Genomic DNA, 21,067 nt, shown 5'->3' on the forward strand with positions numbered 1-21,067 from the left:
GCATGACTTCCTACACCGGGCAAAGAAGCGTTTGCACTACTCCGGTAGGCTATTCATGCCGTCAGCCCGCGCGGCGACAGCCCTGGGCAGAATAAAAATGGGTGCTAAAAAAGACTCCTAAGGCCTTGCCAAAACCCATTGCCAGAAATAGATGGCGCAGCCGGTAGCCCGGCCGCATTGGCATCGAAACCTGCGTGCTGGAAGGTGGCTTGCAGTAATTGTTGAAAATCGGCTAGGCTCTTGGGTAGTAAAGTAGGGTTGGTGAGGGTGGCGGCCCACTTATGGTGAAGGAGTGACGAGAGATGGCCGGCGGGCTGGCCGTGTCGCCACCCTAGCCACGCGTCGGCCACGCGGGTATCGGTAAAAAGAGGAGCCAAATTGCCCGCCAGCAGCCAGCGCAGGCGGCCGAGGTCAGTATTGTCGGCAGCGCACTCAGCGGCTAGGGCTTCTAATGTTTGCTGCCGCACTGCGGGGGAAAAAGTGGGGTGCTTCAGCAAATGCAGCAGGTCAAACAAGTCCTTGAAGCGGGGCCGCACCAGTGTTTGGTGCAGTTTCCAGGCTATTTGCAGCGCTAGCGGGGTCGAGTAAGGCACGAGAAACGGCTCCCCGCGCATCGGTTGGTACCATAGGGGCTCGCTAGGTACCCCAAGGGGCAGGTTGAAGGAAATATCCAGTGAAAAGCGGTCGAACTCCTGCCCATCAACCCAGCAAACCAGGTCGGTATTGGTAGTAGGAAAGTCATCGGCCATGGCATAGTCTAGTATCCGCCAGAAGGCATTTTCTCGGAAGCTGCGGAAGCGCACGCTATCGCTGGCTACCAATTCAGTGGCCGCGGTAGCCCAGGCGGTGAAAACGCGCTCAGCCTCTTCAGCGCTTGCCAGGGGGGGCAGGTACACCCAATCGAGGTCTTGCGGGGTGCGCAGGGTAGGGTCTGCGAAATACTGACGGGTTACGTAGCTACCCTTCAGCATGAAAGGTAGCCCTAGCTCGCCGGCGCGGCGAATAAAAGCCTCGTAGGCAAGTAGCTTGAGGGTTTCCTGTTCAAATAGTGGCATAAAAAACGACGATTAGCGCGTGAGCCATCCCGCATCCAATGCGCGGTTGCTGTCATACAGGCAGCATTCTGATTCCTGTTTCAGCAATGGCCACCGGGAGTGCAAGGCAGCTGCTAGGCTTGCCACGCGGGCCCGGAAAGTAGCCACCGACCCACACTCGCGCAGCGTAACAAACCGGGTTGCCGACTCGCCGCGCAAAGCATTGGCCGATAGATGCGCCTGATGGGTTTCGCAAATTGCAAGCAAGGCATCTGGTTGGTGATAAGGCACTTTGCCGTGCCATTCGAAATAAGGGGTAGCGCTGGCTAGGGCCAGGTGTGCGTGGTCGGCCGATGTTTCCAGCTTGGTGCGGGTTACCGGCAGGTGGCAGGTGCGTAGGTACTCCGCATCGGCCGCTGCGATGGCGAGCGCGGCGGTGAGGTCAGGTGCCTGTATTACTTTGCTCAGCATGGGCTGGGTGCAGCAGGCCCCCCGGGCCAGTTCAATAACCAGCGGCTTGGCTTGCAACTGCTTGCAGGCGGCTAGAAAGCGGGCTAGCCTGGCCGCTGACAAGGCATGGGTTGTTAAATGAATTTCGAACGGGTACATAGCAGTAGTAAAACTACGTGGCCGCCCGCAACGCTCCTTCTACCTTTGCGGCCCACCCACCCCTGCTACCGGAGCTTCTATGAACATCCCCCGCCTGCGCCAGCTGCGCCGCGATAAAACGCTTTTTACCCTGGCCATGAACACCATCCGGCTGCACCTGGAGGAGGAAGACCGGCTGGCCCAGCAGCCGCAATTGCGCGAGGCCCCCGACGCCGACCTGCACCTTATTCAGCACAGCATCGACCAGTGGGCGCACCTGGCCACGGGCTACCTCATGCAAAAGTTTAAGTGCCCGATGCCCCTGGCCATGCAGCTGCTGGGCGAGCTGCAGAACGATTTGAAAATGAGCGTTTCGGTGCAGGAGCTGCGGCAGGTGCCCTTTACGAGGGCGCTGGCCCAGCCGCGCGGGCCCATGGCTGGCGAGCAGCCCGCCGTGGCCGAAGCAACAGCAGAAGCTGCCCCGCTCAGCGAGCCGGCGCAATAAGCGTGTAGCCCTTAGTGCATAGCCCGAATATCTTTGGCCATGAAGAATGCCTTGCTGGCCAGCCTGCCGCTGGCCGCCGCCACCATCGCCTGCCAGCCGCCCAGCGAACCCGCTACCACAGCGGCCGGGCCGGCCGGTAGCACTGCTGCTAGCCCGGCTACGTTGCCCAAAGCCGAGCTGCCCGACTCGGCGCAGCTTATAAAGGCTTTTGTACCAGCAGGCTACCGGGTACAGTACACCGTGGCCGGCGACCTGAACCGCGACGCCTGGCCCGACCGGGTAGTAGTGCTCGATACCGCTGCCCAGCTCACCGACGCGACCCCCGAAGCCGTGGCCGACCGCATTACGTGGTTTAATCGGCCGCTTTTGCTGCTGCTGGGCGAGCCCGGCGGCGCCCGCTACCGCCTGGCCGCCCGCAACGACAGCGTGGTAGACCGCCGCGGCGCCGGCCCCACCGGCAGCGAGGACACCTTCCGGCGCGTGGCCCTCAAAAAAGGCTATTTCTCGGTAGAAGGCGCGGGCGGCAGCAGCCTGCGGTGGTACAAGGTCACGACCTTTCGCTATGACCCGGCCGATAAGCACTGGTACCTGCACCGCATCGGCCAGGACAACACGCACCTCGACGGCGACGATGCCGTGGAGCACGAGGTAACCACGCCCCGCGACTTCGGCCGGGTGCGGTTTGAGGACTATGCGGGCGCTCAGTAGGGCTGGCCTAGTACAGCACCCGAAACTTGATGGTGTGCTCGACCTCGCGTAGAGCCTGAATCACGTCCTGGTCGTACTGGCGGTCGATGTCGGTGATTACGTAGCCAATCAACTCATTGGTTTTCAAGTACTGACCTAGAATGTTGACGTGGTGCTGGGCCAGCACACTGTTGATTTTGGCCAGCACGCCGGGCACGTTGGCGTGGATGTGGATGAGGCGGTGCGCCTGCTGCGTGGGCAGCTGAATGTTGGGGAAATTGACGCTCTGCTGCGTGTTGCCCGAGTTGATGTACTCCATGATGCGCTCGGGCACAAACTCGGCAATGTTACGCTGGGCCTCGGCCGTGCTGCCGCCGATGTGCGGCGTGAGCAGCACGTTGGACAGGCCGCGCAGTTCGCTCTCGAAGCGCTCGCTGTTGGTCTTAGGCTCGTAGGGAAACACGTCGATGGCCGCGCCGCCGAGGTGGCCGCTGCGCAGGGCGTCGGCCAGGGCCGGCACATCTACCACGTGCCCCCGGGCGTTGTTGATGAACAGCGCGCCGGGCTTCATGAGGGCAAATTCTTTCGCGCCGAAGAAGTCCTGGTTTTCGGGGCGGCCGTCGATGTGCAGCGTCACAATGTCGGCCTGGGGCAGCAGCTCCTCCAGGCTCCTGGCCTTCACAGCGTTGCCGAGCTGGAGCTTCTCAGCCATGTCGTAGTAAATGACTTTCAGGCCCACGGCCTCGGCCACTACCGAGAGCTGCGCCCCGATGTTGCCGTAGCCAATGATACCCAGCGTTTTGCCCCGAATCTCGAACGAGCCGCTGGCCGATTTATCCCACTCGCCCTGGTGCATCTTGGGGTTCTTTTCCGGGATGCGGCGGGCTAGCACAATCAGCTCGGCCAGGGTCAGCTCCACCACCGAGCGCGTGTTGCTGAACGGCGCGTTGAACACGGCTACGCCCCGGCGCATGGCCTCGGCCAGGTCAATCTGGTTGGTGCCGATGCAAAAGGCGCCGATGCTAATGAGGCGGTTGGCGGCGGCCAGCACCTTGGCCGTGACCTGCGTTTTGGACCGGATGCCCAGGATGCTCACGCCCTCAATGCGGGCAATCAGCTCGTCCTCATCGAGGGCGCCCTTCACCTGCTCTACCTGGTAGCCTTCCTGGCGGAAAAGCTCGGCGGCGCGGGCGTCGGGGTTTTCGAGCAGCAGGACTTTGATGCGGTTCTTGGGGTAGCTCAGGGTCATGGGTAATTTCAGCTGGTAGAGAAACTCGTCGAAAGTGGGCAGCACCTCGTCGGCGTGGGCCACCACGCTGGGGCGGCTCACATTTTCGGTATAGGCGTAGAAGCGGTGGGCTAGCCCGGCCTCGCGAATCTGGTAGTCGGTGTAGCCATCGCCGAGCACGTACACCGGCCCGTCGAGGTCGAGCAGCACGAGCTGGCGAATCTTGCCGCCGTCGCGGCTTAGCACATTGCTAGGGTCGCAGCCCGTGATGTTGCCCTCGGCATCGAAGGTGAAGGTATTGGCCAGCACGTGGCTGGCCGGAATGCCGAATTCAGCCACCACCGGCTCGATAAATTCGCGGAAGCCGCTGCTCACCACGTAGATGCGGTCGGCAAAGCGCCGAAAGAAGTCGCCGTTGCGCCGGATGCTGGCGCTCACCTTCGTTTGCAGGTGCGCCACCAGCGGGGCCAGGTGCCGCCGGTTGGCCCCTAGCAGCGCCAGCCGCTGGCTCAACGATTCCTGAAAGCCGATTTCGCCGGCCATACCACGGTCGGTGAGGGCCTTGATTTGGCCCACGCGCGCGGCGCGGTCGGGCTGCCCGGCCAGGGCAATATCGGCCAGCTCATCAAGGCCTTCAACCTGCGTGAACGTGGAGTCGAAGTCGAAAACGAGGTAGGGCAGGAGCGGGGCAGCGTCGGGCATGGAGTACAATGGTTACATAACCGTTACATAAGAAAACGGCAAATGCAGCAAATGAGGGTGGTTTTAAGGGCTGTCAGTTACATAACGGTTACATAAGAATCAGCTTAGTACTGGCACGTATCGAGTATGCTTCTTCGACTTATTATCTGGGTCATATGGCTTAATCAATCCGGCCTGCAAGGTATCCGCAATGATGCGGGAAGCCATTGGATAATTTTTTTCCGCGATTCCCATTCGGTCTCGGAAAGATTGATTAGACATTGTTTCGCCATTGGCTGCTTTCAAGCAAGCATGTTGATAGCAGGCACGTACCTTATCGCGGGGACTCATATCACGCAGGGGGCGAGGTCCATAAAGCACTGCCTGGGTGAAATTATCGCCTTTGATAAAGTCTGGGGCTGGCAAAAAATGTTTTTCACACTCCTCCACAATTCGGTCAATGCCGCTACCTCGTCGCTCGCAAAAACCCATTAAATGCATCGTGGCCGCAATAGCTTCGTTACGACTAACTGGCACATGATTAAGGAATTGCAAAACGTTTATTAGTGGAATGCCTGGATTTGTGACTTCGATACGATTATCAAAAATCTCAATCATAGGTGAAGACCCAGGCGTGTCAAAGTCTTGATGAATAAGAGCATTAGCAAGTAGCTCCCGAATAGCTTTTGGTGGATAATCCGCCACCTGTATGCGATGTACAGCCCCAATTTCCTCGTGGGCGGGTAGCCTTTCATTCAGCCAGTTAAGTGCCGCTTCAAAGCCAAGGGCATAGCCCCGGTGACCAGTTTGCTCCTGCTTGGCACCCGTACGGCCAGTGCCTTCGTAAAAAATAACGCGCAGCCGCTTGTATTCTAGTCTTTCAAACTGTCGAAGGTCGCGGGCGAATAGGACTGCGCCCAGATTCGTGATGTGAAGCAGCCCGTTTTCACGCACAATCACTTTGTCTATTACAAAGCGGGCAATAATATCCTGGGCGCTACCCGGCTTAGGATGGTTAAATAACTGATAGTACCCTTCCCAATCCAATAAGCTTAGTACGTGCGATGGGCTGGCATCGGAAAAGGCGATACCTCGTTCAAAGATTGGTTGCGGTCGGCCTTGCCGCTCGATACGCTGCCGCTCATCTATATTGAGTGGCCCGATACTAGCGCCATCCCGCCCATAGTAGTGGCCTTTCCAAGTGGTAGGTTGACCGCCAATAGCTGGTGGAATTTCGAACAAGACAAGGCGCTTGCCTTCCTGCATTATCTCATAGATACCTCGAAAAGTAAGGCGGTTGGACGTGTGGTCGGCAATCTCCTTATGCAGGTTTTGTAGTTTGGCCGCATCAGTTCGAAAAGCTGTGCCGACTACTTGTTGCGCGTCATTAATACCAAAAGCCAGCCAAGCTTCTGTTGCCTCTTTGAGGTTAGCTTCATTGCTCAACGCACTAAAATATTTGCCTAGCTTGTCAGAATCAAAGTTGTCATTGGCCTCCTTAAACTCGACTAATTCCGACTCTCCTGGCATAGCCAGTAGTTTGCGCAATATCTCAGTCAGGTCGTAGGATGTCATTCTAAGCAATTAATTGAGAGAATCAAAGGTAGCAGCCATCATGGCTGATAAAGTAAAGACCCAAAAGCGACAGCAGCTTTTGGGTCTTTACTTTATCGGTTAATTTGCTTACCTAGCCTATCTTGTTATCGCGACTTTGCCTCACGCCAGCTAAACTCGGGCTCGTAGCCCAGCATCCGCCGCGCTTTTTCAATCGAAAGCAGGGTTTCGTGCTCGCCCAACTCTTTTTTCACGGGCACATTTGGCAGGTAGTTTTTCATCAGCTCGGCCGACGACTTTGACATCACGGTGTCGGCGTTGGCAATGATGAAGGGGTGCATGCCGGTGGCCTCCCACTCGATAGCCTTGCGGATGGCCTGGGCACCGTCGCGGGCGTCGATGTAGGCCCACATATTCCACTTGCGCTCCTCAGGGTCGTCGTCGTAGGCCGGGAATTTGGCGTAGTCGGCAGGCTCCATCACATTGCTGAAACGCAGGCCCACGAGCTTCAGGTCGGGCGTTTGGAGCACGAACTGGCGGGCCATGTCCTCCATCAGCACCTTGGCCAGGGCGTAGGCACTTTTGGCGCGCAGCGGGTAGTCTTCGTCCACGGGCGCGTAGGGCTCGCCGCCCTCGAAGGGTTCGCCAAGCGTGGTTTCGCTGCTAGCCCAAATAACGTTGTGGATGCCCAGCCGGCGCGCGGCCTCAAACACGTTGTAGGTGCCCATGATGTTGTTTTGAAACAAATGGGCATCGGGATACTGGCGCGGGGTAGGAAAGGCCGCCAGGTGCACCACAGCATCGAAAGCCTGGTTGCCCACGCCGGCGTGAATTTCCTTGCCCACGGAGGACAGTGCATCGAGCGTCTGGCCGAAGTCGCTCAGGTCCGTAATCATGCTCGGAATGCCTTTCTCGGGCGCCACGGTGTCGATTACAAACACGTCGTAGCCGTGGGCCAGCAGGTCTTGCACGCACACCTTGCCGAGCTTGCCGGTGCCGCCGGTCACGGCCACGCGCTTTTTGGCGGTAGTTTTTTGTTGGGGGGAAGTCATGGGAAAAGAAGAAAAAGAAGGGCTGGCGCGGCCTGCCGGCCTAGCCCGGCAAGCTGCGCTTGGAGCTAATACGGCGCGGTGGGCGCGGCCGCCGTGTAGTATTCCGGCATTGTGGGGCTAGCCCGGCGGTAGGGGCCGGGGGTGGCGGGGCGTAACTTTGTGAGTCTTCACTAGTTCGGCTTTGTATGAAACCACTGCTCCTCGCCGCTACCGCATTGCTGCTCACGGCCGCCGCCCCGGCCACCACCACGGTTGCGCCGCGCAGTCGCATTTTTCATTTGCTGTGCCGGGCCACGGTGCCGGTGCCCGCCGCCGGTACTAAAACCCTGGAGCTGTGGATGCCCGTGCCGCACGCCGACAAAAGCCAGGACATCCAGGACCTCAAAATTGAGGCTAGCGCGCCTTACACCCTGGCCACCGACCAGTACGGCAACCAGATGCTGCACATCAAGCCGGCGGCCGTGCCCACGGCGCCGCTCGTGGTCACGCTCACGGCGCTCGTTACGCGGCGCGAGCACCTCAACCTGCGCGCCACCGACGACCACGCGCCCGTCGAAACCGAGGCCCGCGACCCCAACCTCAGCCGCTGGCTAGCCCCCGACCGCCTGGTGCCGCTCGATTTCAAAATCAAGGCCCAGGCCCAGGAAGTGGTGGATAAGGCCGGCGCCAAAACCGACCTGCAAAAGGCCCGCGCCATCTACGAGCACGTGGTGAGCACCGTAACCTACGACAAAACCGGCCAGGGCTGGGGCCGCGGCGACATTTACTACGCCTGCGATGCGCGGCGCGGCAATTGTACTGATTTTCACGCAATTGTAATTGGCTACTGCCGGGCGCTGGGTATTCCGGCGCGTTTTAGCATTGGGCTGCCGTTGCCCGTGGGGCACGGCCAGGGCGAGATTAAAGGCTACCACTGCTGGGCCGAATTCTTCACCAAGCAAACCGGCTGGGTGCCCGTCGATGCCTCGGAGGCCGCCAAAAACCCCGATAAGCGCAACTACTTCTTCGGCGCCCACGACGAAAACCGCGTCGAGTTCACCCGCGGCCGCGACCTGACCCTGGTGCCCAAGCAGGCCGGCCCGCCGCTCAACTACTTCGTGTACCCTTATGCCGAGGCCGACGGCAAGCCGGTGGAAGACGTGGCCCGCACCTACACGTTTGAGGACCTGGTGGGCGGGAAGTAGTCATTTGGCCGTCGATTGTATCTGACGAAACGGCCGCCATGCTGAGCTTGCCGAAGCATCTCTACCGCTTTCTCCAACGGTGCGGTAGAGATGCTTCGGCAAGCTCAGCATGACGGCCGTTTTGCTATTGGGTTCATTTAGTAGTAAGTATGTTAATTGACCAGCGCCGCAAACATTCGGCTCGCCGGGTGGTCTTAAAAAAGGCGCCGCCCCACCAAGCTGCGGCGCCTTTTCTCCTTACCCTTTCCACAGATGAACATTGGAATTATCGGCGCCGGCCACATCGGCAGCGCCCTGGCAGTGCGGCTCGTAAGCCTCGGCCACTCGGTAAAAATCGCCAACTCGCGCGGCCCCGAAACGCTGGGCGACGTGGCCCAAAAAACCGGCGCTACGCCCGTTACGGCCAAGGAAGCTGCCCAGCACGGCGACCTCATCGTGGTCACCATTCCGCTGATTAACATCCCTGACCTGCCCAAAGACCTGTTCGACGGCGTGCCCGCCAGCGTGCCGGTCATCGACACCAGCAACTACTACCCGCTGCTGCGCGATGGCCACCTGCGCGAGCTTGAAACCGGCACCCTCACCGAGAGCGAGTGGGTGCAGCAGCACCTGGGCCGCCCCGTGGTAAAGGTGTTCAACAACATCTACGCCGACCACCTGCAAAACAAGGGCCTGCCCGTAGGCGCGCCCGGCCGCATTGCCCTGCCCGTGGCCGGCGACGACGAAGCCGCCAAGCGCAAGGTGATGGACCTGGTTGAAGAACTCGGCTTCGATGCTGTGGACGACGGTAGCCTGCACGAGTCGTGGCGCCAGCAGCCCGGCACGCCCTCCTACGGTGCCGACTGGCCCGAAAACAAGCTGCGCGAGCACCTGCGCAGCCTCGGCCACGAGCGCACCGAGGAGCAGCACAAGGAGTTTCTGGCCAAGCACGCCGAAACTGAGAAGCAGATGGCCGCCCAGGGCATCAAGCTGAAATAAGGGCTAGCCCCCGCTCGCCCTGATAAAACCAACCAGCCAGAAAAAAGAGACGGCGCTGCCAGTGGCAGCGCCGTCTCTTTTTTGAGTAGGATGAAGCGCGAGGGCCTAGCCCTGTAGCTCGGCTACATCGGCCGGGCTCAGCTGCACATCCATGGCCTTGGTCAGCTCCTGCACCTGCGCTACGCTGGTGCCGCTGGCAATGGGCGCCGTGATGCCGGGCGCCTGCATAAGCCACGCCAGGGCCACCTGCGCCTGCGAAATGCCGTGGCGGTCGGCCACCGTATCGAGGGCTTTCAGAATTCTGAAGCCCTTGTCATTCAAGTACTTTTTACCAATGCCGGCGCCGCGCTGACTTTTCTTCAGGTCGTCCTCGCTGCGGTATTTGCCGGTGAGGAAGCCCGCCGCTAGCCCGAAATACGGAATCACGCCGATGCCGCTGGCCTGCACAATGGCCAGGTCGTCTTTCTCAAAAGCCTCGCGGTCGTAGAGGTTGTACTCGGGCTGCAGGCTTTCGTAGCGCGGTAGGCCGTTTTTAGCTGCATCGAGGGCCGCTTGCAGGCGCGCGGGCTTGAAGTTGCTGGCCCCGATGGCGCGCACCTTGCCTTCCTTGATAAGCTCGGCGTAGGCTTCGAGCGGCTCGGTTACGGGCAGGCTTTCGTCGTCTTGGTGGCTCTGGTAGAGGTCGATGTAGTCGGTTTGGAGGCGCTTGAGTGAGGCCTCCACGGCCTGCTTGATGTAGGCTTTCGAGAGGCCTTTTTTGTCGGGCGCCAGCTCCATGCCCACTTTGGTGAAGATGAGCACATCGTCGCGGCGGCCACGCTGGGCCAGCCACTTGCCGATTACGGTTTCGGACTGCCCGCCGCCCTCGTGGCCGGGCACCCAGCGCGAGTACACGTCGGCCGTGTCGATGGCGTTGCCGCCGCCCGCCACAAAGGCGTCGAGCACGGCGAAGGAAGTTGGTTCGTCGGCCGTCCAGCCAAATACGTTGCCGCCCAGCACCAGCGGGGCAAGGTGCAGGCTCGAGTGGCCTAGTTCACGATGAGTTGCCATTTTTGTGGAAATAAGGAAGTGAAAGGCCGCGGCAGCGCGGGCGTTGCTGCGGCCTTTGCGTTGTATAACCCCAAAAAAGCGGGCAGGTTGCCGGCTTATCAGTTCGGCATCGCTCAATCCTCATTCCTCGTTCAACACCAGCAGCAGGCCTTGCAGCTCCTGGTTGAGCAGGCGCACGGCCGATTGCAGCTCGTTCAGCATGCTGGCCCGCACCGTAAGCTGGTCGGCCGAGTACTGGCCGCCGGGGCCAAACAGCAAGGCAGACAGCTCCTTACCCTCCTTCGAATTGGGTTTGGCGAGCTGGCCATAGTGCTGCCAGCGCTGGCGGGTGTTGTGGGCAATGCTCGTTTGGCCGCTATTGCTGAAAGCCGGGTTCGTGAGCAAATACCACACGCTGGGCGGAAATACCTCGGAGGCGGGCTTCTCGGCCCACACGTCGGCCAGCAGGTTGCGCCGGTGGGTAAACTCGGCGGTGTGCCCGTTTTGGCGCAGCGTAAGCAACCCCAGCCCCGCCGCCAGCAGCCCACCCCCAATGCCGAAGGCGTACTGGCCGCCCTGGTTGCCGATGACAGTAGTGCCGATGCCGCTGGCCGCCCCCACCGTAATGGAAAGCACGTTGAGGCGCTGGGTGCGGCGGTCGTCCTGGTTTTTGAGGTAGCCGGCCACCTGGTCGGCGCGCTCGCCCTCGCAGTCGAGTTCGGCGGCGAGGCTGGCCACGGTGCTGCTCACCAGGGCTATTTGGGCCGCTAGCAGCTGGCGCTGGCGCAGCACGGCCAGCTCGGTGGCGGGGCTGGGCTGCTGCCTGGCCGCGGCCTGCAAGCCCAGCAGCGTTTGCAACGCGGGCAAAATACCCACTGCATTGGCCGTGAGCAAGGTGCGGCGCGGGTAGCGGGCCAGCAGCGCGGGCGTGAGCGCGGCCTCAAAATCGGCCCTGGGCGCAAAGGACGGGTTGTAGCGGTAGGGCAGGGGCGGGTCGCAGTAGCCGGCGGCCACGGCCACGCGGCTGGGCGGGCGGGTGGCGCAGCCCGCCAGGGCCAGCAAGCCGGCGAGCAGGTAGCGTTTGAGCATAGGCTAGGCCTCGTAAAACTCCAGCGGCAAGCCGTCGGGGTCACTGAAAAAAGTGAAGCGCCGGCCCGTCAGCTCATCCACCCGCAGGGGTTCGCAGGCCACGCCGAGGCTAGCCAGGTGCCGGGTGGCCGCCGCCACATCGGCCACGGCAAAGGCCAGGTGGCGCAGGCCGGTGGCCTCGGGGTGGCTGAGGCGCGGCGGCGGGCTGGGGAAGGAGAACAGCTCAACCAGGTACTGGCCGTTCAGGGCCAGGTCGAGCTTGTAGGAGTCACGCTCGGCGCGGTAGGTTTCGGCCAGTATTTCGAGGCCTAGCACCTCGGTGTAGAACTGCTTCGACGCGGCGTAATCGGTGCAGATAATGGCGAGGTGATGCACCCCCAGCAGAGAAAGACCCATACCGCGAAAGTAGGGCGGACTTGCAGTCCGCGAGTTTTGCACACTTGCCCCCGCGGGCTAAGTTCGCGCCACATCGCGCTACTCCGTTACCCAGCGGGTTTTGTCTTGCACGGGGCCGCGCTTGCCGGCCGAGCCGGGCGTGCGCACGTAGCCCAGGTTGAAGAAGCCCAGCAGCTTATCCGCCGGCCCGAGGCCAAAAAACGCCTTGGCCTCCTCGGTGTACGTAACGCCGCCGCTGCTCCAGAAGCCGCCCAGCCCGTAGGCGTGGGCCGAGAGGGCCAGGTTTTGCACGGCGCAGGCCACGGCTTCCACGTCTTCGATTTCGGGCAGGTCGTCGGAGCGCTTCATGCCGATGGCGATGATGTGCGAGCACTGAGGCGGCAGGGCCAGTAGCTTCTCGTGCTTGGCGGGGTTGAACTTGAAGCCGGCCGTTTGCTGGTATAAATCGGCCTGAAACCGGGCTAGCCGCTGCAAGCCCGCGCCGCTGAACACTACGAAGCGCCACGGCTCGGTGCGCTTGTGGCTAGGGGCCCAGTTGGCGTTTTCGAGCAGCTGCCAGATGATGGCATCGGGAATGGTTTTGCCGGGCTCAAACTGCGGCACAAACACGCTGCGCCGGGTACGGATGAGGTCGTTGACCTGCTGCGGGTCGAGGGAGGGAGTCATGCGAAAAGAAAGGAAAAAGCGGCACAAGCCTGGTAGCGCGCTGGCAAAAGTCAGCACGGCCTTGGCGCGCGCTAGAGCATAACCGCCCGGTGCTCGAAATGCCCCTATAAAAACCTCCAAACGCCCGGCTAGGGCCTGAGGATGGCCGCAATTCGGCCCGCCGACGCTACCCCAAACTAGCTGCAACTACCGGGCGCGCAGGTCGTCTTTCGGCCCGGCCGAAGTTTCAAGTGCCCGGCCTGGCCGCTTCACCCAAACTGCTGGGCCGACTGCTACTTTTGGCGCTGCTCTTTCTGCTTTAGCTTTTTTCATGAAAAAACTTCCCTTTGCCACGCTGCTCGGCGGCGCGGCACTGCTGCTAGCCGGCGCCGCCCAGGCGCAGCCCAGCGCCCCCCAGCCCACCGGCCCGCTGCCGCCCTACAACGCCCGGGCGCTTTTCAACCCCGATTACCTCAACCAGGTGGGGCCGGCCACGCGCACGGCCGGCGGCCAACCCGCCGCCAGCTACTGGCAAAACGCGGCCGACTACCAGATTGCGGCCAGCCTCGACGACAAGGCGGCCCGCGTGACGTCTAACGTCACCATCACCTACACCAACAATAGCCCCGATGCGCTGCCTTTCGTGTGGGTGCAGCTCGACCAGAACCTGTTTCGGGCCGACTCGCGCGGGGCGGCGGCCACGCCGCTAGCGGGCAGCCGCTTCGGCAACGGGGCGCGCGGCTTTCTGGGTGGCGACTCGCTGCAGACCGTCAACATTGAGCTGCACGGCAAGAAAATGAAGGCCAATTACCGCGTGAGCGACACGCGGATGCAGATTATCTTGCCCGAGGCCATGAAGCCGCACGGCGACAAGCTCAAAATCAGCATCGCCTACGCCTTCAACATCCCGGAGTATGGCGCTGACCGGCTAGGCCGCCTCAAGACCCAGAACGGCGAAATATTTGAGGTAGCACAGTGGTACCCGCGCATGGCCGTGTACGACGACATCGAGGGCTGGAACACGCTGCCTTACATGTCGGCCGAGTTTTACCTCGAATACGGCAACTTCGACTACACTATCAATGTGCCCGCCAATTTCATCGTGGGCGGCTCGGGCGAGCTGGTGAACGGCGCGGAAGTGCTCACGGCCGCCCAGCAGCGCCGGCTAACCCAGGCGGCGGGCTCCGACAAAACCGTGATTGTGCGCGGCCCCGACGAGGTGACGCAGGCCGGCTCGCGCCCGAGTGGCAAAAACGGCCGCCTCACCTGGCACTTCCGGTGCCAGCAGGCGCGCGACGTGGCCTGGGCCGCGTCGCCGGCTTTCGTGTGGGATGCCGCCAAGATGAACCTGCCTAGTGGCCGCAAGTCGCTGGCCATGTCGCTCTACCCGGTAGAGGCCGCCCAGGATACGGCCTGGAACCGCAGCACGGAGTACGTGAAGAAGAGCATCGAATTCAACTCCAAACAGTGGTACGAGTACACCTACCCGGTGGCCACCAACGTGGCCGGCGTGGTGGGCGGCATGGAGTACCCGGGCATCGTGTTTTGCGGCGCCAAGTCAACCAAAGGCCGCCTGTGGGGCGTCACCGACCACGAGTTTGGCCACAACTGGTTTCCGATGATTGTGGGCTCGAACGAGCGCAAGTACCCGTGGATGGACGAGGGCTTCAATACCTTCATCAACTTCTTGTCTACCAAGGATTTCAACGGCGGCGAGTACAAGCAGCTGGCCGATGTGGAGGGCCGCACCACGCCCGGCATCGTGCGCGCCCTGCAAGACCCCAACATGGATACGCCCTACACCGTGCCCGACGTGACGCAGGCCCGCAACCTGGGCTTCGCGGCGTACAGCAAAACGGGCTTTGGCCTGTATTTGCTGCGCCAGGAAATACTAGGCCCCGAGCGCTTCGACTACGCCTTCCGCAGCTACATCCGGCGCTGGGCGTTTAAGCACCCCACGCCGCGCGACTTTTTCCGCACCATGAACAATGTGGCCGGCGAAGACCTGACGTGGTTTTACCACGAGTGGTTTTTCGAAAACTGGCAGCTCGACCAGGCCGTGACCTCGGTGGCCTACGTGAACCAGGACCCTGGCAAGGGCTCGCTCATTACCATCGAAAACAAGGGCCAGATGGCCATGCCCGTGACGGCCGAGCTAACCGAAGCCGGCGGCAAGAAAACCACCGTGCACCTGCCCGTCGAAATCTGGCAGCGCGGCGGCACCTGGACGTTCCGGGCCAATACCACCGCCCCGCTCACGCTGGTGGTGCTTAACCCCACCAACCTGCTGCCCGACGCCAACCGCTTCAACAATACCTGGCGGGCTATGAAGCTGCCGGAGTAAAAGCAGTTTTTGTGTCGCCCAAAAGGCCTTTCACGCTAGCGGGAAAGGCCTTTTTGGTTTTTGCGAATGCCCACTAGCGTGCTGAATACCCTTTATTGCTGCAAAGCGCAACCCTCGCCGGGGATGCAACCAACCACTAAGCCTGGGCCTCTACTAAAGAGCTGCCTTTCATTTCACTAGCTACCTTCGGCTATGCACTACCGCTACGTTTCTTTACTGGCCACGGGCTTGCTGGCCCTGGCCGCTGGCTGCCAAAAAGCCGACGAAGCCCCCGGCTGCGGCACCCTCGCCACCGTGCGCAACCTCACCGGCCTTGATGGCTGCGGCTACGTGCTGCAGCTGGATACTGGCAAGCGCCTGGAGCCGCACGGCAGCCTCTGGCAGGGCTTTGGCAAGCACGACGGCGACCGCGTGACCATCAGCTACGAGTCGGAGCCCGGGGCCAGTATCTGCATGGTGGGCGAGGGGGTAAAGCTGACCTGCATTCAGGCGCGGTAGTGCGGCGGCTAGTAGGTGTTTGCAGGGCGGGCTAGCCTCATCCTGCGGCGCGGCGAGCGGGGCTGCTTATTATTACGGCCCCGACCCACCCCGCTTCCCGTACATGAAAATGCTGGCCGTATTTCTGAAAGCTGCCTGGGCCTGCCTTAGCCAGCGTGGTTTTTTACTGAGTAGCCGTCGAGTCAGCTGGCGTTTTTTGCTGCTGTGTGGCCTGCCGGGCCTAGTGAGTGCGCAGCCGCGCCCCGCCCCGAAAAGCACCGGCCGGGCGGCCCCGCCGGCCGCTACCTGGCTGGCGGATAATGGCAACGGCACCTTCACCAACCCGCTGTTTTACGACGAGTTTTCGGACCCCGATTTGATTCGGGTCGGCAATGACTTTTACCTCACCGGTACTACCATGCACGCCATGCCCGGGCTGCCGGTGCTGCACTCCAAGGACCTCGTCAACTGGGAATTTTTAAGCTACGCTGCGGAGAAGCTGGACTTTGGCCCCGCCTACCGGCTCGAAGAAGGCCAGAACATTTACGGCCGGGGCATTTGGGCGCCGAGCTTTCGCTACGCGCGGGGCAAATACCACATTTTCAGCAATGTAAACGGCCAAAAAACCCAGCTCTACACCGCCACCAGCCCGGCCGGCCCCTGGACGCACACCGAGCTGAAAAAGTCGTTTCACGACCTGTCGGTGCTCTTCGATGACGATGGCAAGGTCTACGTAATCTGGGGCTACAACGAGGTGCGCATGGCCGAGCTTACCGACGACCTCACCGATACCAGGCCCGGCACCGAGCGCGTGCTGTTTGCCAAGGGCAGCGGCCTGGGCGAGGGCTCGCACTTCTATAAAATCGACGGCAAGTACGTCATTACCAGCACCAACTACGACCCCGTGGGCTACATGGCCTGCGCCAGGGCCAGCCAGGTGGGCGGCCCCTACGAGGTGGCCATCATCAGCGCCGACGAAACGCTGGGCGTGGGCAAGGGCTACCAGCTGCGCGGCAGCAAAGACGAGCCGTTTGCGCTCGCGCCCCCTAGCCCCGACTACGTGGGCGCCAATACTTTACACCAGGGCGGCTTGGTGCAAACGCCCACCGGCGAGTGGTGGGGCTTTTCGATGATGGACCACAACTCGGTGGGCCGCCTGCTGTGCCTGTCGCCCGTGACGTGGGCTAGCGGCTGGCCCTACTTCGGCCTGCCCGGCAACCTCAAGCGCTCGCCCCAAACCTGGGTGAAGCCCAACGTGGGCCCGGCCGGTGCGGCCAGCCCGCCGAGGGCGCCTTTCCAGCGGGGCGATGAGTTCGGCGGGCCAGTTCTGAACCCGCTCTGGCAGTGGAACCACGCGCCCGACGATGCGCACTGGTCCTTGCGCGAGCGCCGGGGCTACCTGCGCCTGCACGCCCAGCCCGCCGCCGACTTCTGGCAGGCACGCAACTCGCTCACGCAGCGCGCCATCGGCCCCGAATCGACGCCCACCACCGTGCTCGACCTGGCGGGCCTGCGCCCCGGCGACGTGGCCGGGCTGGCCCTGCTCAACTACCCCTACGCCTGGCTAGGGGTGGCCCGCACCGCCCAGGGCCTGGAGGTGCAGCAGCTCGACCAGCGCACCGGCCGCACGGTACGCGAGCCGCTCACGGCCAAACAAATATGGCTGCGGGCGCACTGCAACTTCGACACCGAGCAGGCGCAGTTTGAGCTGAGCACCGACGGCCGCGGCTTTCGCCCGGTGGGCGAGCCCGTGACGATGGTATTCCAGCTGCGCACCTTCCAGGGCGTGCGCTATGCCCTCTTTGCCTACAACACGCTGGGGGCGGCGGGCGGCTACGCCGACTTCGACCGCTTTACCGTGGACCAGCCCCGCGCTAGGGGCCTGAGCCGGCCCATTCCGGTGGGCCAGACCATCCGGCTCACCAGCCTGGCCGATAGCACGGTGCTCGTGAACTGGCGCGGCTTTGTGCGCCCCGTGCCCCAAAATAGCCCGTTGGCGCAGGGCGCGGCCAGTTACTTCCGGGTGCTCGACCGCGGCCGGGGGCGCGTCGCCCTGGAGTCGGCGGGCGGCGAAGAATCGGGCGGCGGGCTCGTGATGGTGCAAAACCTGGCCGGCATGGGCGAGGTGCGCATTGGGCCGGGCGGCAGCGCCGAAGCCACCACCTTTCAGTGGGAAGACATGCTGCGTGGCGACCTCATGCTGCTGTCGTTAAGCAACCATCGCTACCTGCTAGCCCCGCCCCGCGCCGGCAGCCTGTGCGCCGCCGATGCCCCCGGCGCCAGCCCCACGCGCCGCGAGGGCGCCTGCTTTCGCTGGCAGGTGGTGACGGGAAAATGAGCGCCGCCCTTAGGCGTGCAACAGCGGCAACGCCGCTGCCCCGGCCTCATTCGCCGAAGGCTAGTAGGGCACTACCAGGCTGCCGGCGCAGGCTGACAGCCTGACCAATGCCGCGACAATCATTTTGAACAGCAACGGCTACCAAGAAGCAGCTGGAGTTGGCCCCGCACCAGCGAGGTTGATTCCCGCTGCTTCCAAAGCAGCCTGAACGAGGTGGCGTGCCCTAGTCGCGGGTGCGCAGCACGCGCCAGCCGTGAGCCGGTACGGTGCGTGCCTTGGCCTGCGCCAGTGTGCACTGCTCGCCGCTGAACACGTCGAACAAGCCTTTTTGCGGAGGCACCAGCGCCTTTTGGCCCGGCAGCACCAGGGGCTCGGCAGTGGCGTTGATAAGCACGATGATAGCTGAGCCATTTTTCTCGCGCACAAATCCATACAGGCCATCCGGCCCACTCAGGCGCTGAAACTGGCTGGCGGGGTCGCCGTTGCGCAGGGCCGGGTGGCGCTTTTTGAGCTGCAACAGCTTGGTGTAGAACTCTTGTAGTGGCAGTTCGGCCCAGTCTATCGTATCGCGCTCGAAGAAGGCCAGCCGGCGGTTCAGGCCCGCTTCCTGGCCCGAATACAGCATGGGCATGCCCGGCAGCAGCGCCGTGAGCACGGCAAACGGCAGGGCCAGCGCGCCCAGGCGCTCGTACTCAGTGCCATCCCAACTGTTCACGTCGTGGTTGCTGGTGAAGTGCATGAGGTAGGTAGTAGGCGGGTACTTTTCGCGCTCGGCGGCCAGGTACGTGTCGATGTCGGCCAGGCTAGCCTTGCCCTCAGCAATGTGGTCGAGCAGGTAGTGCAAGCGCAGGCCGAAGCTCATGTCGAAGGCCCGCTCTAGCAGCTGCGTTTCGGAGTTAAACTCCTCCCACGTCAGGCCGCCCGAGGGATACAGCTCATCCCATTCGGCCAGCATAAAGATGGGCTTTATCGCCTCCAGCGCGGGCCGGGCCTCGTCCCAAAAATCGGTGGGTACCAGGCCGGCTACGTCGCAGCGGTAGCCGTCGAGGTCGGCCTCGCGCACCCAGTAAGCCAGTGCCTCAAGCATATAGGTGCGCATTGCGCGGTTGGTGTAGTCGAGGGCCACCACGTCGGTCCAGTCGGCCACGGGCGGCACGAGCTGGCCCTGGGCATCGTGCTGATACCAGTCGGGGTGCTGGGTAATGAGGGCGTTGTCGCGGCTCGTGTGGTTAGCTACCCAATCCAGTATTACCTTGAGGCCCAAGGCGTGGGCCGTTTGCACAAGGTGCTGCAAATCGGCCAGGGTGCCAAACTCTTCGTTCACCCCGAAGTAGTCCTGCACCGCGTAGGGTGACCCTAGCGAGCCCTTGCGCCCCACGGCCCCGATGGGGTGAATCGGCATCAGCCACACGATAACGACGCCCATCCTGGCCAGCCGCGGCAGGTGCGCCTCAAAGGCCCGGAAAGTGCCCTCGGGCGTGTAGTTGCGCACATTTACTTCGTAGATGGTGGCGTTGGCGGCCCACTCGGGGTGGCGCACGGTGAAGCGGGAGGCTAGCGGATGGTTGGTCATAAAGCAGTAGCGCGAACGTGGTAGTTCGCGTCTTGAACGGCTTTTAACCGCTCACGGACGCGAACTGCAACTGAAAGTCAGCGTAGCTAAAGTTTGCGCTACGGCCTACGGTTTCTTGGTGCTGAGCACGCGCCAGCCGTGGGCGGGCACCGTTACCTGCGCATCCGTCACCGGCGAGCCTACATCGGCGAAGGCATCGGTCACGGTTTCGGCGGGGTGGGTAAGGGTTTGGGGCTGGGTGCCGAGGTTGATGGCCACCCAGGTTTTAGCCTGGCCATCGCCGCTAGCCCGCTCAAACACGAAGCAGTCGGCCGGGGCCGGCAAGATGGTAAACTTGGCGCAGGCGTCGCCGTTGCGCAGGGCCGGGCTGCTTTGCTTGAGGTGCAGCAGCGCGGCGTAAAAGGCATTGAGCGGGTAGCCGTTCCACTGAATGGTATCCTTGTCGAAAAAGCGCAGCTTCTTGGTCGAGGCCGCTTCCTGGCCGCTGTAAACCAGCGGGATGCCGGGCACCAGGGCCGTGAGCACGGCCAGCGCCTGGGCATTGGCCCCTAGCCGCACGCCCTCGGGGTTGTCCCAGCTATTGACATCGTGCGAGGAGGTGAAATTCATCAGGTACACGCCGGCCGGGTACATCTTGCGCTCGGCAGCGAAGTAGCCGGGCAGCGCCGCCACCGGCCGCTTGCCCTGCGCCACGCTGTCGAGGAGGTAGTGCAGCTTGAGGGCGTAGGTGGCGTCGAAGGCCTTTTCGAGCAGGTGCGTGTGGGGCGTGAAGGTACCCTTGGGCAGAAAGGGCGGGTCGTGCAGCTCGTCCCACTCGGCAAGCATAAATACGGGCTTTATTTTCTCCAAAGTAGCCCGCGTGTTATCCCAAAAATCGGTGGGCACCAGCCCGGCCACGTCGCAGCGGAAGCCGTCGAAGCCCACGTCTTTCACCCAGTAGGCCATGCTCTCGGTCATGTACTGGCGCAGGCCGGGCTTCGAGTAATCGAGGTCGATGACATCCTGCCAGTCGGCCACGGGCGGCACAAAGTTGCCTTTGGCATCGTGCGTAAACCAGTCGGGGTGCTGCTTGCTCAGGTTGCTGTCCCAGCTCGTGTGGTTGGCCACCCAGTCGAGGATAACGTGCATTCCGAGCTTGTGCGCCTCGCCTATAAGGTGCTGCAAATCAGCCAGGCTGCCAAACTCCGCGTTCACGCTCCGGTAGTCGCGCAGCGAGTACTGGCTGCCCAGCCTGCCTTTGCGCTTCACCTCGCCGATGGGCTGCACCGGCATCAGCCACAGGATGCCGACACCCATCTTTTGCAGGCGCGGCAAGTGCTTCTCGAAGGCCTTAAACGTGCCCTCGGGCGTGTACTGGCGCACATTTACCTGGTAGAGGCTGGCATTGGTAGCCCAGGCCGGGTGCTGAATGGTGAACGGCGCAGGCGGCCGGCAATTGGCCGGAATGGCAACATCGGCCTGGGTAGTTGGGGTGGGCGAGCAGGCGGCTAGCCCCAATAGTCCCAGGCTGGCCAGTATAGCGCGCCCCAGCTGATGAATGAAGGGAGGAAGCATACCGCAAGGTAACAAGCCCACCGGGTTAAGCAACGGTGCAAAAGACCTGTATATTGACGCGCTGAAATGCCGGTTAGCTGGCGCGGAAATGTGCAAACAGGTGCGGGCCGGCATCAGGTTGAATAAGTGGT

At 62.2% G+C, this 21,067-nt stretch carries 18 protein-coding genes; 7 read left to right on the forward strand and 11 right to left on the reverse strand.

The window, feature by feature from the left end; all coding sequences use genetic code 11:
• Positions 1-104 precede the first annotated feature (104 nt).
• On the reverse strand, positions 105-1,055 hold the full coding sequence (locus Q5H89_RS09440) for a nucleotidyl transferase AbiEii/AbiGii toxin family protein (RefSeq protein WP_305019055.1): 951 nt from the start codon (positions 1,053-1,055) through the stop codon (positions 105-107).
• 12 nt (positions 1,056-1,067) lie between these two features.
• Complete coding sequence (locus Q5H89_RS09445) at positions 1,068-1,643, reverse strand: hypothetical protein (RefSeq protein ID WP_305019056.1); 576 nt, start codon at positions 1,641-1,643, stop codon at positions 1,068-1,070.
• 79 nt (positions 1,644-1,722) lie between these two features.
• Here Q5H89_RS09445 and Q5H89_RS09450 point away from each other — a divergent pair, with 79 nt between their 5' ends.
• Positions 1,723-2,127, forward strand: a complete 405-nt coding sequence (locus Q5H89_RS09450) for a hypothetical protein (protein WP_305019057.1) — start codon at positions 1,723-1,725, stop codon at positions 2,125-2,127.
• 39 nt (positions 2,128-2,166) lie between these two features.
• Positions 2,167-2,835 (forward strand): hypothetical protein, encoded by a 669-nt coding sequence (locus Q5H89_RS09455; protein ID WP_305019058.1) that lies wholly within the window; start codon positions 2,167-2,169, stop codon positions 2,833-2,835.
• Between the two features lie 7 nt (positions 2,836-2,842).
• Here Q5H89_RS09455 and serA read toward each other — a convergent pair whose 3' ends face one another.
• The 3 genes from serA to Q5H89_RS09470 all read right to left on the reverse strand — a co-directional run bounded on the left by serA (position 2,843) and on the right by Q5H89_RS09470 (position 7,329).
• Positions 2,843-4,744 carry a phosphoglycerate dehydrogenase gene (gene serA, locus Q5H89_RS09460; protein WP_305019059.1) on the reverse strand — a complete coding sequence of 634 codons (1,902 nt, stop codon included), beginning with the start codon at positions 4,742-4,744 and terminating at the stop codon, positions 2,843-2,845.
• 99 nt (positions 4,745-4,843) lie between these two features.
• Complete coding sequence (locus tag Q5H89_RS09465; protein ID WP_305019060.1) at positions 4,844-6,298, reverse strand: ATP-binding protein; 1,455 nt, start codon at positions 6,296-6,298, stop codon at positions 4,844-4,846.
• A gap of 125 nt (positions 6,299-6,423) precedes the next feature.
• The gene (locus tag Q5H89_RS09470; RefSeq protein WP_305019061.1) at positions 6,424-7,329 is read right to left on the reverse strand and encodes an NAD-dependent epimerase/dehydratase family protein; all 906 of its coding nucleotides are present in this window, start codon (positions 7,327-7,329) and stop codon (positions 6,424-6,426) included.
• A gap of 185 nt (positions 7,330-7,514) precedes the next feature.
• Between Q5H89_RS09470 and Q5H89_RS09475 the strand changes: the two genes are divergently transcribed.
• Both Q5H89_RS09475 and Q5H89_RS09480 read left to right on the forward strand, forming a co-directional pair.
• Positions 7,515-8,513: a transglutaminase-like domain-containing protein gene (locus Q5H89_RS09475; protein ID WP_305019062.1), complete on the forward strand. Its 999-nt coding sequence runs from the start codon at positions 7,515-7,517 to the stop codon at positions 8,511-8,513.
• Between the two features lie 252 nt (positions 8,514-8,765).
• Complete coding sequence (locus Q5H89_RS09480) at positions 8,766-9,491, forward strand: NADPH-dependent F420 reductase (protein WP_305019063.1); 726 nt, start codon at positions 8,766-8,768, stop codon at positions 9,489-9,491.
• 105 nt (positions 9,492-9,596) lie between these two features.
• On the opposite strand, the gene Q5H89_RS09485 is transcribed toward Q5H89_RS09480, so the two are convergent.
• The 4 genes from Q5H89_RS09485 to Q5H89_RS09500 form a co-directional block, all read right to left on the reverse strand.
• On the reverse strand, positions 9,597-10,541 hold the full coding sequence (locus Q5H89_RS09485; RefSeq protein WP_305019064.1) for an aldo/keto reductase: 945 nt from the start codon (positions 10,539-10,541) through the stop codon (positions 9,597-9,599).
• Positions 10,542-10,661: 120 nt separating this feature from the next.
• On the reverse strand, positions 10,662-11,609 hold the full coding sequence (locus tag Q5H89_RS09490) for a hypothetical protein (protein WP_305019065.1): 948 nt from the start codon (positions 11,607-11,609) through the stop codon (positions 10,662-10,664).
• A 3-nt stretch (positions 11,610-11,612) separates the two neighbouring features.
• Positions 11,613-12,005 (reverse strand): SMU1112c/YaeR family gloxylase I-like metalloprotein, encoded by a 393-nt coding sequence (gene gloA2 / locus Q5H89_RS09495; RefSeq protein ID WP_305019066.1) that lies wholly within the window; start codon positions 12,003-12,005, stop codon positions 11,613-11,615.
• 78 nt (positions 12,006-12,083) lie between these two features.
• Positions 12,084-12,671, reverse strand: a complete 588-nt coding sequence (locus Q5H89_RS09500) for a nitroreductase family protein (RefSeq protein ID WP_305019067.1) — start codon at positions 12,669-12,671, stop codon at positions 12,084-12,086.
• A 310-nt stretch (positions 12,672-12,981) separates the two neighbouring features.
• On the opposite strand from Q5H89_RS09500, the gene Q5H89_RS09505 reads away from it, so the two are divergent.
• From Q5H89_RS09505 to Q5H89_RS09515, 3 genes are all read left to right on the forward strand, one after another.
• Positions 12,982-14,994: a M1 family metallopeptidase gene (locus Q5H89_RS09505; RefSeq protein ID WP_305019068.1), complete on the forward strand. Its 2,013-nt coding sequence runs from the start codon at positions 12,982-12,984 to the stop codon at positions 14,992-14,994.
• 192 nt (positions 14,995-15,186) lie between these two features.
• Positions 15,187-15,492, forward strand: coding sequence for a hypothetical protein (locus tag Q5H89_RS09510; protein ID WP_305019069.1), 306 nt, complete (start codon positions 15,187-15,189; stop codon positions 15,490-15,492).
• 103 nt (positions 15,493-15,595) lie between these two features.
• On the forward strand, positions 15,596-17,809 hold the full coding sequence (locus tag Q5H89_RS09515; RefSeq protein ID WP_305019070.1) for a glycoside hydrolase family 43 protein: 2,214 nt from the start codon (positions 15,596-15,598) through the stop codon (positions 17,807-17,809).
• Positions 17,810-18,032: 223 nt separating this feature from the next.
• Here Q5H89_RS09515 and Q5H89_RS09520 read toward each other — a convergent pair whose 3' ends face one another.
• Together Q5H89_RS09520 and Q5H89_RS09525 are read right to left on the reverse strand one after the other, a co-directional pair.
• A complete protein-coding gene (locus Q5H89_RS09520) occupies positions 18,033-19,382 on the reverse strand; it encodes an alpha-amylase family glycosyl hydrolase (RefSeq protein ID WP_305019071.1) in 1,350 nt (449 codons plus the stop codon).
• A 105-nt stretch (positions 19,383-19,487) separates the two neighbouring features.
• Positions 19,488-20,936, reverse strand: a complete 1,449-nt coding sequence (locus tag Q5H89_RS09525) for an alpha-amylase family glycosyl hydrolase (protein ID WP_305019072.1) — start codon at positions 20,934-20,936, stop codon at positions 19,488-19,490.
• Positions 20,937-21,067: the final 131 nt, after the last annotated feature.

The sequence above is a fragment of the Hymenobacter cheonanensis genome, from assembly GCF_030581075.1.
In the GTDB taxonomy this organism is placed as follows: Bacteria; Bacteroidota; Bacteroidia; order Cytophagales; family Hymenobacteraceae; genus Hymenobacter.

Excerpts from the sequence above, each read along its gene's own strand:
- Q5H89_RS09470 (WP_305019061.1), bottom strand. The coding sequence starts at position 7,329 with ATGACTTCCCCCCAACAAAAAACTACCGCCAAAAAGCGCGTGGCCGTG.
- Q5H89_RS09510 (WP_305019069.1), top strand. The coding sequence starts at position 15,187 with ATGCACTACCGCTACGTTTCTTTACTGGCCACGGGCTTGCTGGCCCTG.
- Q5H89_RS09500 (WP_305019067.1), bottom strand. The coding sequence starts at position 12,671 with ATGACTCCCTCCCTCGACCCGCAGCAGGTCAACGACCTCATCCGTACC.
- Q5H89_RS09505 (WP_305019068.1), top strand. The coding sequence starts at position 12,982 with ATGAAAAAACTTCCCTTTGCCACGCTGCTCGGCGGCGCGGCACTGCTG.
- Q5H89_RS09480 (WP_305019063.1), top strand. The coding sequence starts at position 8,766 with ATGAACATTGGAATTATCGGCGCCGGCCACATCGGCAGCGCCCTGGCA.
- Q5H89_RS09520 (WP_305019071.1), bottom strand. The coding sequence starts at position 19,382 with ATGACCAACCATCCGCTAGCCTCCCGCTTCACCGTGCGCCACCCCGAG.
- serA (WP_305019059.1), bottom strand. The coding sequence starts at position 4,744 with ATGCCCGACGCTGCCCCGCTCCTGCCCTACCTCGTTTTCGACTTCGAC.
- Q5H89_RS09515 (WP_305019070.1), top strand. The coding sequence starts at position 15,596 with ATGAAAATGCTGGCCGTATTTCTGAAAGCTGCCTGGGCCTGCCTTAGC.
- Q5H89_RS09455 (WP_305019058.1), top strand. The coding sequence starts at position 2,167 with ATGAAGAATGCCTTGCTGGCCAGCCTGCCGCTGGCCGCCGCCACCATC.
- Q5H89_RS09475 (WP_305019062.1), top strand. The coding sequence starts at position 7,515 with ATGAAACCACTGCTCCTCGCCGCTACCGCATTGCTGCTCACGGCCGCC.
- Q5H89_RS09445 (WP_305019056.1), bottom strand. The coding sequence starts at position 1,643 with ATGTACCCGTTCGAAATTCATTTAACAACCCATGCCTTGTCAGCGGCC.
- Q5H89_RS09440 (WP_305019055.1), bottom strand. The coding sequence starts at position 1,055 with ATGCCACTATTTGAACAGGAAACCCTCAAGCTACTTGCCTACGAGGCT.
- Q5H89_RS09490 (WP_305019065.1), bottom strand. The coding sequence starts at position 11,609 with ATGCTCAAACGCTACCTGCTCGCCGGCTTGCTGGCCCTGGCGGGCTGC.
- Q5H89_RS09525 (WP_305019072.1), bottom strand. The coding sequence starts at position 20,936 with ATGCTTCCTCCCTTCATTCATCAGCTGGGGCGCGCTATACTGGCCAGC.
- Q5H89_RS09450 (WP_305019057.1), top strand. The coding sequence starts at position 1,723 with ATGAACATCCCCCGCCTGCGCCAGCTGCGCCGCGATAAAACGCTTTTT.
- Q5H89_RS09485 (WP_305019064.1), bottom strand. The coding sequence starts at position 10,541 with ATGGCAACTCATCGTGAACTAGGCCACTCGAGCCTGCACCTTGCCCCG.
- gloA2 (WP_305019066.1), bottom strand. The coding sequence starts at position 12,005 with ATGGGTCTTTCTCTGCTGGGGGTGCATCACCTCGCCATTATCTGCACC.
- Q5H89_RS09465 (WP_305019060.1), bottom strand. The coding sequence starts at position 6,298 with ATGACATCCTACGACCTGACTGAGATATTGCGCAAACTACTGGCTATG.